Genomic DNA, 13591 nt, shown 5'->3' with positions numbered 1-13591 from the left:
TTTACCTTTCACATCATACTTATATCGTAAAAAGTTTTTTTTAACTCTATCTCTTTGCTTAACGCTTTTTTTATTTCATATAGTATTTTGTTAGATGTATCTCCATCTCCATATGGATTTTCAATCTTTGATATTTTATCTTTAAATTCTTTACTTAGTCCTCTTTTTATTGCTTTAATAATATCACTTTTAATAGGGTCACAATTGATTACCGTTTTAGCTTGCAATCTTCCCTTTTGTCTATCACCAATATTTATAGTAGGGATATTAAAGGAAGGAGCTTCTATAATTCCACTAGATGAATTCCCTATTACCATACTACAATACTTCATAGCACTTAAATATTTTAGTTGTCCCATAGAAACAAAACCAATATATTTCTCTGGGTTTTTAGATATAAATTCATCTATCTTTCTATTTATTTTTCTCCCCTCATTATCAGAATTAGCTTTTGTAATTATAAATTTCATATCATCAAATTCTTCTAAAGCACCTAATAACTCTGTAATCTGTATCTCTGCTAATCCTTGTTCTAGTGTAACTGGATGAAATGTAACAAGCGCAAATTTTTTATTCAAAACAAAATTTATACTTTTTTCTATCTCTTCCTGGGATAATAATTTTAATACTTTAATATTTTCTATTCCTATAGCTCCAACATTGAAAACTCTATGAGGCTCTTCCCCTAACTGCATTACCCTCTTTCTATAACTTTCAGTACTTGTAAAATGAAGATAACTCAATTTAGTTATGCAGTGCCTAAATACATCATCCTGTGCTCCCTCGGTTATCTCTCCTCCATGTATATGTGCTATAGGAACATTAGCTACCATAGCTGAAATACTTGCAGCCAATATTTCATATCTATCACCAAGTACAATTACCATGTCAGGCTTAGTTCTATTAATATACTCACTAAAGCTAATAATAGCTAATCCCATTGCTTTTGAAGTAGCTACATGTGAATCTGAACTTAGTAATATTTCTATTTTTTCATCAATAACTATGCCATCTTCTTCAATCAATTTATATGTAAGTCCAAATTCTGTTGACATGTGCATTCCTGTAACAACCAATTTTAAATCTATCTCTTTATCATCTATCATTTTCATTATTAACGGCTTCAGTAATCCATATTCAGCTCTTGTTCCAGTAATCACACATATTCTTTTTACCATTGAATTAGATCATCCTTTCTATAATCTTTTTTAGAAACCATACCAATTATAGCGTGCCACATCTTGGGGTTTATTCCACTTGCAGGTCTCTTAACAGTTAAATTTTTTTCTGTGAAAACTTCACCGCATTTTATATCTACACTAGCAACGATACTTTTCCTTACTATCTTCTTATTTTCTTTTTCTACAGTGGTGGGATACTTGATTCCATCTCCAAGAGCCTTTTCTATATTTCTAATAGACTTAATCATCATCCTAAGCTCATCTGGATTTAAACTAGCTAAATGATCAGGTCCTTCCATAGTTTTATCAAGTGTAAAATGTTTCTCTATTACCTTTGCTCCCATTGCTACAGCTGCAATTGAAACCTCTATTCCTTCTGTATGATCAGAGTATCCAACATCAACCTTAAATGCTTCTTTTATTGTCTCCATTGCTTTCAAATTTACATCATTCATATTAGTAGGATAATCTGTATTACAATGTAATACAATAATTTCATTATTACCATTATTTCTTAGAGTGCTTAAAGCAAATTCTATGTCTGATAAATCACTCATTCCTGTAGATAAGATAATCTTTTTACCTATTCTAGCTACCTTTTCAAGGTAAGGTACATTTTCTATTTCTCCAGATGGAATTTTAAATACTTCAATTCCCAAGTTATCTAAAAACTCTATACTTTCTATATCAAATGGTGATGATAAAAACATTATATGTCTCTTTTTACAATATTCTACCAACTCTCTATATTCAGCGTAATCCAATTCTAACTTTTTCAGCATTTCAAACTGCGAAGTCTCTTCGCTTAAATTTCTTACTTGATATTTAGCTTGTTTAGCATTCTTAGTCACTAAATTTTCCGCTTTAAAGGTTTGAAACTTAACTGCATCAGCTCCTGCTATTACTGCTTCATCTATTAACTTTTTTGCTACTTCAACACTTCCATTATGATTAACACCAGCTTCTGCAATAATAAATACCTTATTCATATTCTTTCCCCCTTGCTGGATTTCCATATACTTTAGATACTTTATCTATTGAATTAATTACTACGGATCCTGCTCCAATTACAGTACTTTTGACTACACTTATTCCCTCAATAATAGTAGCATTTGTTCCTACATGACAATACTTTTCTATGGTCACTCCTCCGCTCAGAGTTGCTCCTGGAGCAATATGTACAAAATCTCCAACTAGGCAGTCATGCTCAACTATAGCTCCTGTATTTATAATAGCTTGTTTCCCTATTATAGCTTCTGCATTTACTATAGCACCTTTTCCTACAAAAGTTCCTTCACCTATACCACATTCTTCCGATACAATAGCCGTTTTATCTATTATAGCTGGAAATTTAAATCCTATTTTACTTAGCATATCATATAAAGTAATTCTTAATTTAGGATTTCCAATACTTCCAACTGTAATAAATGCATATTCAACACCTTGATTATGCATATCTTGTAATATATAATCCGTTCCAAGTATCTTAACATTAAGTATCTCCCCTTTGTCAACAGGATCTGTAATACCTACTATTTCAAATTCATTTTTACTTCTTATGGAGTCAATGACACTTTTACAGTGCCCTCCTCCACCTACTAATACAATCTTTTTCATTAACCTTCCTCTAATCTTTTCATCATTTCTTGCATTTCATCTGGTTGTCCCATATCCATCCAAGCTCTCTCTGTTATTGGATAAACTCCAACTTTCATTCCTTTATCCATACATTCTTTTGCTATATCAGGTAAGTGAATAAATGTGTCTTCCTTTATTAATTGTAGTGCCTCAGGCTCTATTATGTACATTCCTGTATTAGTTAAAAATGAATACTCAGGTTTTTCTACCATACTCTGTATATTTCCTTCATTATTTAAATTAACTACACCATAAGGTATTACCATATTTTTAACTGCACATACCATAGTAATAAAGTTTTTATTTTCTTTATGATACTCATACATGGCTTCATAATCACTATCTATTAATATATCACAGTTAGATACAAAAAATGTGCTCTTTATTTTATCTTTAAGAAAATAAAGGCTCCCTCCAGTACCTAGCGGTTTATCTTCTTCTATATAGTATATATTATAATTCTTAACTACTTCTTCAAAATATGCTTTAATCATATTTTTCTTATAATTAACGGTTAAATAATATTCATTACATCCAAATTCCTTAAATCTATTAATTATTCTTTCTACTATAGGTATATCACCAATAGGTATAAGAGGCTTAGGTAAAATTTTAGTGTAAGGATATAACCTAGTGCCTAACCCTCCAGCCATAATTACCACTGGTATATCTAATGAAGGCTTCTTCTCAACACTAGACATATCCAAGTCGTTCCAAAATATTATTGATTTTACTTCCCCTTCAATACTAACTACAGGTATAGAACTAATTGAATATTTCTTCATAAGTCTTTTAGCTTTATATCTCTCTGTTTCTGTTATATATTTAGGCGAATAGTTAGCAATTTCTTTTACAGGTGCCGACAAATCCCCACTCTTTAAAATCCATCTTCTTATATCGCCATCTGTAAGTATAGCCTTTAACTTATTATCTTCTGTTATAAGTAAAACCTGCTTGGCAGTTTTATCTAAAATCTTAGCAGCTTGTCTTATACTTATCTCTTCATTTATTATTATATCCTGAATATTCATAGCTATATCTCCCCATACTTAATAATGCTTTAAATACTATTCAAAACATTAATAACATAATTAACTTCTTCTTCTGTTAAATTGCTACTACATGGAATATTTATCACATTTTCTAAATAATAATTAGCTCTATCTATTTTATAAGCTCTTGATTCTCTATACGGTTTTTGAGTATGAATTAAATTCCATATTGGTCTTACTTGTATATTTTTTTCTTTAAGATACGGAATAATTTCTTTAACTCTTAATGGATATATATCATTATTTATTAATAAAGAATAAAACCAATAATTGGGTTGTATATTATTATTAAAATCAAGCATTGTTAATCCTTTAGTATTTTTCAATCCATTATTATATAACTCATAATTTTTTTTCTTAATTTCTATAAATTTATCTAATTGTTCTAATTGCGCAACCCCTAGTGCTGCTTGTAAATTAGTCATTCGATAATTATATCCTATTTCATCATGTATATAGTAAAGTTCATCATCTTTAGCTTGCGTAGAGAGGTATTTTCCTTTTGCTAAAAGTTCCGGATGATTTGATACTATCATCCCACCTCCACCAGTGGTAATTATTTTATTTCCATTAAACGAGTACACTCCAAAATCACCTATAGTTCCCGCATACTTTCCAATATATTTTCCTGAAATGAATTTAGTTCCTAATGCTTCTGTTGCATCCTCTATAACTTTAAGGTTATATTTTTGTGCAATATCCATTATCCTCTCTATATTTACACTATTACCAAAAACATGAACTACAATTATGGCTTTTATATGCTTCCTATTAAGCTTATTTATTAATTTTCCACCAATAAATTCACACTCTTCTTCACAAAACATTTTTAGTTTATTAGCATCCATTGTTAATGAATCATCACAATCCATAAATATAGGTTCTGCTCCAATATATCTAACAGGATTTACTGCTGCAATAAATGTCAATGTAGGAACTATGACTTCATCTCCAGCATCTACTCCACTTAAAATTAACGATAAATGAATACCAGCAGTTCCACTTTGACAAGCAACGGCAGATTCAACATTAAGATATTTAGCTATGCTATCCTCAAATTCATTTATATATGCTCCACCAGTAGATACCCATTCTTTTTCTACTGCATCTACTACATACTTTAATTCATTTCCTTTTAAATTAGGTACTGAAAGCGGAATAAACTTCTTCACTTAGCCCATCTCCTTTAATTAAATATTATATATGTCAGCTTTATACTTAGCTAAGTTTTCTGGTTTTCTAAACCATTCTATAGTTTCTCTAATTCCTTCTTCAAAAGTATAACTAGGCAACCAATTTGTTAACTTCTTAATTTTTTCATTTGAACCTAATAATCTATTTACTTCACTTTTATCAGGTCTTAATCTTTGATCATCACATACGATTTTTGCATTTGGATTTATTTGTCTTATCATTTCCTCTGCTAATCTTCCTATGGATATTTCATCTTGAGTAGCTATGTTTATCTCTTCGCCTATGGTTCTATCTGATTTAGCAATTTCTATAAATCCTCTTGCTGTATCCTTAACAAAATTAAAGTCTCTTGTAGGTGTTAAAGAACCTAATTTTATTTCAGTTTCTCCAGATAATAATTGGGTAATTATTGTTGGAATAACAGCTCTAGCTGACTGTCTTGGGCCGTATGTATTAAATGGTCTAACAATAGAAATCGGCATATTAAAGCTTCTATAAAAAGATTCAGCTAACCTATCTGCACCTATCTTAGTTGCTGAATAAGGAGATTGACCCTGATATGGGTGCAATTCGTCTATAGGTACGTACTGGGCTGTTCCATAAACTTCTGACGTAGAAGTTACCAGTATCCTTTCAGTCTCCAAGTCTCTTGCAGCTTGTAGCACATTCAGAGTTCCTTTTATATTAGTATCAACATAAGAATCTGGTGAATGATAACTAAAAGGAATTGCAATTAAGGCTGCAAGATGAAATACTTCATCTACTCCTTTCATAGCTTCTCTAACTCCATTAGGATCTCTTATATCTCCTGTAAACACTTCAATTTCCTTTAACTTATCTTTAGACAATGTATCTAACCAGCCCCATGAATTAAATGAATTATAATATGTAAATGCCTTAACATCATAACCTTCTTCTAAAAGTGTTTCTGTAAGGTGACTTCCAATAAATCCATCTGCTCCTGTTATTAATACCTTTTTACTCATCTAATACACCTCATTAACTTAATTGTTCTATAACTTTATTTATTTCTGGTATAATCTCATATTCAAACATATCACTCATTAAGATTAAATCATTGTTTTTTAGGGCTTCTAATATCTCTTTAAGAATTTCATTGAATTTTTCTATATTAATACAATTACTATTTACTTTTATAGCTTCTGTCATGAATATTTGTATATATTCAAGTATACTTTCAAACACTTGAGTATTTATTTTACCCCCATTGTTTCTTGTTTCTTCATTATTTATACTAATAAGTTCTACTAAATTTTCTGCAAATTCCTTAATATTCACTGTAAGTTTCCCCTTTACATATAGATTTTCTTTCATTTTTTATATATTTTAATGCATATTCAGCTTCATTTAACAAGTTTGAATATAGTATTTTACTTTTTTCATATATTTTCTTAGCCTTACTTAACTCCGTATCTTCATTTCCAATTTTATAATCTGGATTATATAAAACGATATTAATAGTATCTGCAAATAAATATTCTATAAATCTAATTTCTTTAGGTATTTCTCTTATAAATTTATCTGTATCTTCTAAAATCTTTAATGAGCTCTTTAATATTTTATGTTTACTAGTAAAATTATCATAATACTTTTCATTATGTTTTATAGCTTCTATTAATTTTATCTCTAACTCTTTTAAATAATTTATAGCACAATCAATTATATCTATAACTTTATCATCGCTTATACATCCAATCATATTTTCATAATTAACAGATATATGATTCTTATCTATTACATTATCAAACATAACTTTATTATCCATAAATTTTTTAATCTGTGTTCCCTTGATATTTGCTCCGCCTTCTGTGGAATTAATAAATTCTATTTGAGAGTTTTCCTTAATAATTTCCTCAAATTCTTCTCTAAAAAAATTTAATGTCATACTTGTTCTTACCTTATTTCCATATATATCTTCCACGTACGGACTAAAGTTATCAGCTACCTTAGTGATATCTTCTTTATCCTTATACTTTTCTTGTACAAATTCAGCATTTTCTGCATGAACCTTATCATCTGTATATGCTAAATCCTGACCTAAAAATATTATAGGATTACATCCCATATACATAGCTAATTTTGTACAAGTATGTGCAACAGATGAATGAGTAAAATTATAATTAGGATTTTCCACTATATCATTTATCCAAGGTGCATAAGGATAGAACACTCTATTTCCTTTATGTAATTTCAGAACTTTATTAGGCAAAATCTCTGAATGTACTAATGTTACCTCTTCTTTATTAATAACTTCATCAACCAATTCATAAGATAATTCATGGGCATCTATTATAGATAGAAAATCCGCCTTTATTCCTTCTTCTATTAGAGTTCTCCATGTTCTTCCTCCAGTAAAAATCACAGCCTTATCTTCAAACTGTTTAAGTTGACTTATGTTCTTGGATAGTGATGGTCCTGCTGATACTATAACTGCTGGTTTACCACTATATGCATTTTTCATATTCACTATATTTTTACTTTTACTTAAATATTTAAGATCAGAAATGGTAGATTCAAACCAAATCTTAGAAAAAAATATATTGGTGTTTCTATTAATAACTCTTCTTCTTGTGACGCTTCTAATAAGCTCATAAATATTATGAACTTCTGCAGGATATGCATTTCTATAATTAGGGTATTCTTGAACTACAAAGGATTTTAAAGCAATGCTTCCAATATACATTTCTAAATACTTTAAAAATTCATCTGTCATAGAAATTATTGCTATGTTTTCATACTTATTTTCTTTTCCATAGATATATTTATTATAAACCTCAATATTAGGTTCGATTATAATCAGCTTATTATCTTCTTTAATTAAAGGCTCTATTTCTTCTATGTACTCTCCAGTTCCTAATCCAATGATTATACTATGTTTATCTCCATTACTTAAAATAAAATCCTTTATTGAATCTATGTCCCTTTGAACAGAATATTTACTTCCTAAATAAATACTTTTTCCCTCAGTAAATATTCTTAGTATTTTTTTATTATCTTTACTTATTTCTTCATATACTTCATATTCTATAGCTTTATCTATATTATTTTGTGTTAATCTATTAATAGCTATATAAATCACTCCTTTTTTATGTCACTTTTCTATATATCACTATTATCGTTGTTTCAAACAAAAACTTAAATACTCTACACAAAAAAGGCACCGATAAATCGGTACCTTTTAAAAATAATCCAGTTCTAAATTATCTTAATAATTGAAGAACTCCTTGTGGTTGTTGGTTAGCTTGAGCAAGCATAGCTTGTGCAGCTTGTTGTAAAATGTTATTTTTAGAGAAATTCATCATTTCTTTAGCCATATCAACATCTCTAACTCTTGATTCTGCAGCTGTTAAGTTTTCTGATGAAGTATTAACATTAGCAATTGTATGCTCTAATCTGTTTTGCATTGCTCCAAGTTTTGCTCTTTCTCCAGAAACAGTATCTATTGCAGTGTTTATAGTATCTATCATTGCTGTAATACTAGCTGCACTAGTAGCAGATGATATAACTATTTTTCCAGCACTTACTCCTAAAGCACTTACTGTCATAGTTGCAATCTTTAAAGTAACAGTTTGTTTTGAGTTAGCTCCAACTTGTAATAATACTGAAGCATTGTTATCAGCTCCTGATAAAGATCCATTGATAAGTTTTTTCTTGTTAAACTCTGTTTGGCTTGCTATTCTGTTGATTTCATTTTGTAATTCTGTAATTTCTTTACCAATTTGAGCTCTATCATCTTGGATATTTGTATCACTTGATGCTTGAACTGCTAATTCTCTCATTCTTTGAAGAATGTTGTGAGTTTCATTTAAAGCACCTTCTGCTGTTTGAATTAAAGAAATACCATCTTGAGAGTTTCTTGAAGCTTGCTCTAATCCTCTGATTTGTCCTCTCATTTTTTCAGAAATTGCTAATCCTGCAGCGTCATCTCCAGCTCTGTTTATTCTTAAACCTGAAGATAATTTCTCCATAGATTTACCTGCTGAAGTAGTGTTGATTCCCATGTTTCTGTGTGCGTTTAACGCATTCATGTTGTGATTAATTATCATAATTAATTCCTCCTTGATTTTAACGGACATCCTTGTCCTTTTATATTTATAACTTCTTTGATAGAAGTATATAACTAGATATGTTTCTCATGAGTTTATTCTAATTTTATCTTCTAATATATTTATCGGTAGGTTCAAGATGAACTTTATACCTTTTTTTATTTTTTTATCAATTTTTCTTTTTTAATTTTATATCTCTTTATTTATAAAATTAATACCATTAAATTTATTTTCATATGCAAAAGCAGCCCTTTTACTTTTTTTTAATTGAAAGATTTCATCCTTTATTTTACTTCTTTCTTCATTAAGAATATTAAAAGCTTCTTTTTCCACAGTTAACAAATTTATTTCTTCTACTACTTTCTTTAATTCTTCTTTTTTTATATTCATACTGTTCATTTCTTCTATTATTTCTGTTCTTTCTTCTAGAAATTTATCGGCTTCTTCATCATTTTTTATAGCTTCAATAAACTTCTCTGTAATTTCTTTATACCTTAAAAGCAATTCCTTTAATTCCATAATATACTACATTCCTAATTGAGATGTAAGATAACTTTGTTGTGCATTAAGCTTATTCATCATAGATTCTATGGTTGCCCATTTAGAATATAGCTGCTGTTCTCTTTTAGCAAAATCCTTCTCCATATCTTCCATCTTTCTATCATATTTTTTTATAGCTTTTGTTATCTCACTATTAACTGATGAAGCTGAACCTTCTATACCAACTTTTTTAATTAAACTTGATGATATACTTACAGTTTCATTATATAGTATGCCTTTTAACCTTTGAGCAACGCCTGTTGATTTATTCTTTTCTAGAGCAGATAAACTATCATCTGATGGTGGAGTTGAAATAAATAATTTCATTACATCTTCTAAATTATTTTCTAAAGCATTAGTAAGTTTATCTTCATCAATAACAAAAGTTCCATTTTTAGTTCCTTGATAGTCTGCAACTGGTTTAATACCAAACTTCTCTAAATTTCCATCTACTCCATCTACAAGACCTCTCATAGCACTCTTCATAGAATTTGCTATTCTTGATACATCAGAATCTTTATATAACTGTCCTTGCTTAACCTTTTCATTCCAAATTTTTATCTCATTCTCTGACATTTCTTTCTTTTGCTCATCTGTTAATGGCATATAGTTTTTATTTCTTTTTTCTATAGTTAAGGTGTTAAGTTTTTCCATAAGCTTATTATAATCGTTAATAAAATTAACAAGCTTATCTTTTACCCCAGCAGCATCATTTTTACCATTTACACTTATCCCTTCTGCTGGTATTTCTCCTGTAAATTTAAAAGTCATTCCATCTAAAGTTAACGTATTAGAAATACCAGTATGGGTAAACACTCCACCTTTATCATCTTTTACTACTATTTCAGCGTCTGTGCCTTGTGATGACATTGTTGTACCATCTAATATACCTACATCAACTTTACCATCTGCTCCAGCTTTGGTAGAAGTAAATATAATCTTACTTGTATCAACTTCATCTAACTTAGCAGTTACCTTTATGTTTTGTTCTTTTAATACCTTATTTAAATATTCTACTTCTTGTCCATCAACTGCTTTAGATAAGTCAATAACATTTCCATTAATAGATATAGTTTTCCCTTTTATATCAGCTGCATTTAAAGTATTAGTAGTATAAGTAGCATTTATTCCACTAGTAAAAGTTCCAGTATTACCACTTATTTTGATATTAGGATCTTCAACTTTACTTCCTAATACTGTGCTACTAAAAGTAATATTTCCACTGTCATCAATTTCCGCAGTTAATTTTTTATCTTTCAATTTACTCTGTAATAACTTCTCTATATCATCATTAACATTTTCAGGTGTAATATCAATAGTTACTATCTCACCATTTACATTTATTTCGCCATTAGCATCTTTTAAATCCTGAACTGTAAAACCAGTTACAGTTGCGGCTGTTGCATCTATTCCCTCTACTATAGTTCCTACTAATGAACTTGTCCCACCTATTGTAAATGTACTATCCTTACCTAAAACTGTAGATTCAAAGATAAATCCACTTTGATTTCCAGCTTCTGTTCCTGCAAAATCACTATATCTAACCGATACATTCATTCCTGCTGCTTTTAATTCTTTATTTAAGTTTTCAGCCCTTGCTTTTGCTGTATCACCTTGTAGCGTAAATTCTTTTCCATTTATCACAAGGCTATTACCTGAATCTAGTCCCTCTGTCACTATTGCCTTAGCTGCTGTGGCTGTATTCCCTGTTACTGTGTAATTTCCCGGCTTTACATCACTACCACCAGTTACAGTTAACACATTCTCATTGGATGATTGAAATTTTACTGTTGACCAATTCTTGCTTAATAGTAAACTATCTGTTTTCGCAACATCAAAATACTTATCATAAAGTTCTTTAGACTCCTTAATTAAGTCTCTGTAAAGTTGTTGTTTTATCTCCATTATGTCTTTTTGTTGCTTCTGTTGTTGAATTTTAATTCTATAGGGCTGCATAGTTTCCTTGACTAATTGGTCCATATCCATTCCTGTGGCAAGTCCTGTTATTCTCATACTTAGTCCTCCTTATCTTTTTCCTTTTGAAACTTCATAAGCTTCCTGCCATGTGTTTCTTACTTCTTCTATAAGTGGCATAACTTCATCTATAATTTTTACATCCTTTTTAATGTTTGCCTGGAAAAGTCTTTCTTTTATAAACTCATATATCTTATACATATTCACTGCCCATTCACCGGCATTTTGATCTAAAGTAATCATAAGCTCTGTAAATATATCTTGAGTTTTCACAAGATTTTCATGACTACCTTTTACATCTTTATCTAATATAGCTTGTCTAGCCATTTTAGCAAATTTTACAGCTCCATCTAAAAGCATTAATAGCAATTGCTCCTTAGAAGCATAATTAACACTATTACTTTTGTACGCGTTATATGCATTAGCACCTGCATTATACATTTTATCTCCTCCAGTTTAGGCCTTTTTGTCTACAAGTATCCCCACCATTTCACACATTTTAGCAACCATATCTAGGATTTTTTTTGGTGGTACTTCGAGTAATACATCCTTGGTTTTATTATCTACTATTTTTATCATTATCTGATTAAATTTATCATGTATCTCATACTCTGCATGGATATCTTCGTCTTCCATAAATTTATTAAGTTTATCAACAGCCTTATGAATCTCTTCTAATTTATAATTTTGATTTTTATCTATAGCTTCCTGTGTCGTTGCATTATTTTGTGATATAGGTTGAACTTCTCTTGCTGGAGTTACACCTTCCATGGCTCTTCCAACATTAACTCTACTAACTTCCATATTAATTCCCCCAAATTATAATATTTTATAATAAATGTTTCGGTAAATTATATTAATTATCTTCCCTGATATATATACTTAACCTCTCAACCCCGCACTATGACAACAACTAGTTAACTATTTAACTAGTTATATAGCTATATAGTTTTATACTTATATAGCTAACTATTTATATAGTCATATAGTTAAAAGTGTGAATATTTAACTATTTGGGGGTTATGTATAAAATTATTTTTTTATTTTAGGTAATAGCTCCATGTTTATTTTAGAAGCATTGATGTTTTCTTCTCCTACTTCTTTATAAAGCTCACTTCTTAATATTTTAACTTCCTTAGGTGCATTGATAGATACCTTAACAGAGTTATCGTCAATTTTAACTATAGTTATCTCTACATTGTCTCCAATTTTAATTCCTTCACCTGGTTTTCTTGTTACCACTAGCATACTATCACTCCTTTATTAAGGGATGTTTAATGCTATAGTTTTCCCTATCTAGAATCATTTGATACCCTAAGTTATTTTTTGAATTTATTATAATAGGAGCCTTTAAATTAGTAGTTATCTTCTTAACATCACTATTAAGAGTAACCGTATTTAAAATCAAAACATCTTCAGGAGCTTCTATCTTAAGAGAATTTATAACAGCCTCTGTTAACTTAACTTCATAATCCACTTTGAAATCAAAGGGAACTATAGTAACAAAGCCAATATTCACATCCTCTGTAGACTTAAGGGTCTTAAAAGGCTCTGACCCTTCTATCTCCTCAAGAACAAAAGTTTTTAAACTCTCAAACCCCGGCAACCCATTATTAAAGGTAATAATATTCTTTTCTTTTTCCTCTACGGCCATAATGACACCTCTTATCTCTATTAATTACTGCTTATCTACTATCAACTTTTATGTGACTTTCTTATATTTGAAAATTCTTTGTAGTGACAAGGATAAGTGGTGCAGAAGCAATAAAATTTGTGATTCTCGAAACTCTTAGTTGTAGCGTTGTGAAATTACCGTAACTCTTGCCACTGACGGCAAGAGCCGAGCTCTGAGCCAGGATGGCCAATAGTGAGGATAGGTAATTTCACAAAAGCGTAGACTTAGAGTTTCTTAATTAAAAATATGCTTCAAACACTTATCATGTCA

The 13591-nt window shown here is 29.8% G+C and carries 15 protein-coding genes; all 15 read right to left on the bottom strand.

The window, feature by feature from the left end:
* Window positions 1-8: 8 nt before the first annotated feature.
* Window positions 9-1178, bottom strand: a complete 1170-nt coding sequence (gene neuC, locus B3Z56_RS10125; RefSeq protein ID WP_346878717.1) for a UDP-N-acetylglucosamine 2-epimerase — start codon at window positions 1176-1178, stop codon at window positions 9-11.
* Window positions 1172-2170 carry an N-acetylneuraminate synthase gene (gene neuB / locus B3Z56_RS10120; protein ID WP_346878716.1) on the bottom strand — a complete coding sequence of 333 codons (999 nt, stop codon included), beginning with the start codon at window positions 2168-2170 and terminating at the stop codon, window positions 1172-1174. Before neuB ends, neuC begins: the two co-directional genes overlap by 7 nt.
* Window positions 2163-2798: an acetyltransferase gene (locus B3Z56_RS10115; RefSeq protein WP_346877363.1), complete on the bottom strand. Its 636-nt coding sequence runs from the start codon at window positions 2796-2798 to the stop codon at window positions 2163-2165. The genes neuB and B3Z56_RS10115 overlap by 8 nt, the downstream gene beginning before the upstream one ends.
* Complete coding sequence (locus B3Z56_RS10110) at window positions 2798-3850, bottom strand: nucleotidyltransferase family protein (RefSeq protein ID WP_346877362.1); 1053 nt, start codon at window positions 3848-3850, stop codon at window positions 2798-2800. Before B3Z56_RS10110 ends, B3Z56_RS10115 begins: the two co-directional genes overlap by 1 nt.
* A gap of 29 nt (window positions 3851-3879) precedes the next feature.
* Window positions 3880-5043 (bottom strand): LegC family aminotransferase, encoded by a 1164-nt coding sequence (locus tag B3Z56_RS10105; protein WP_346877361.1) that lies wholly within the window; start codon window positions 5041-5043, stop codon window positions 3880-3882.
* An 18-nt stretch (window positions 5044-5061) separates the two neighbouring features.
* On the bottom strand, window positions 5062-6051 hold the full coding sequence (locus B3Z56_RS10100) for an NAD-dependent 4,6-dehydratase LegB (RefSeq protein ID WP_346877360.1): 990 nt from the start codon (window positions 6049-6051) through the stop codon (window positions 5062-5064).
* Window positions 6052-6064: 13 nt separating this feature from the next.
* Window positions 6065-6364, bottom strand: a complete 300-nt coding sequence (locus B3Z56_RS10095) for a hypothetical protein (protein WP_346877359.1) — start codon at window positions 6362-6364, stop codon at window positions 6065-6067.
* Complete coding sequence (locus B3Z56_RS10090) at window positions 6354-8165, bottom strand: motility associated factor glycosyltransferase family protein (RefSeq protein ID WP_346877358.1); 1812 nt, start codon at window positions 8163-8165, stop codon at window positions 6354-6356. Before B3Z56_RS10090 ends, B3Z56_RS10095 begins: the two co-directional genes overlap by 11 nt.
* Before the next feature lie 121 nt (window positions 8166-8286).
* Window positions 8287-9132, bottom strand: coding sequence for a flagellin Hag (gene hag, locus B3Z56_RS10085; protein WP_346877357.1), 846 nt, complete (start codon window positions 9130-9132; stop codon window positions 8287-8289).
* Window positions 9133-9321: 189 nt separating this feature from the next.
* Window positions 9322-9651, bottom strand: coding sequence for a hypothetical protein (locus B3Z56_RS10080; protein ID WP_346877356.1), 330 nt, complete (start codon window positions 9649-9651; stop codon window positions 9322-9324).
* Between the two features lie 6 nt (window positions 9652-9657).
* Window positions 9658-11685, bottom strand: a complete 2028-nt coding sequence (fliD, locus tag B3Z56_RS10075; RefSeq protein ID WP_346877355.1) for a flagellar filament capping protein FliD — start codon at window positions 11683-11685, stop codon at window positions 9658-9660.
* 12 nt (window positions 11686-11697) lie between these two features.
* The gene (gene fliS, locus B3Z56_RS10070) at window positions 11698-12087 is read right to left on the bottom strand and encodes a flagellar export chaperone FliS (protein ID WP_346877354.1); all 390 of its coding nucleotides are present in this window, start codon (window positions 12085-12087) and stop codon (window positions 11698-11700) included.
* Window positions 12088-12102: 15 nt separating this feature from the next.
* Complete coding sequence (locus B3Z56_RS10065) at window positions 12103-12450, bottom strand: flagellar protein FlaG (protein WP_346878715.1); 348 nt, start codon at window positions 12448-12450, stop codon at window positions 12103-12105.
* Between the two features lie 228 nt (window positions 12451-12678).
* Window positions 12679-12894 (bottom strand): carbon storage regulator CsrA, encoded by a 216-nt coding sequence (gene csrA / locus B3Z56_RS10060; RefSeq protein WP_346847866.1) that lies wholly within the window; start codon window positions 12892-12894, stop codon window positions 12679-12681.
* A 4-nt stretch (window positions 12895-12898) separates the two neighbouring features.
* Window positions 12899-13300, bottom strand: coding sequence for a flagellar assembly protein FliW (gene fliW / locus B3Z56_RS10055; protein ID WP_346877353.1), 402 nt, complete (start codon window positions 13298-13300; stop codon window positions 12899-12901).
* Between the last annotated feature and the right edge of the window lie 291 nt (window positions 13301-13591).

This window comes from Clostridium sp. UBA7791 (assembly GCF_002480755.1).
Lineage (GTDB): Bacteria > Bacillota > Clostridia > Clostridiales > Clostridiaceae > Clostridium_J > Clostridium_J sulfidigenes.
The sequence above is the reverse complement of the archived record's forward strand: the minus strand, read 5'-3'. Positions and strand labels throughout refer to the sequence as shown.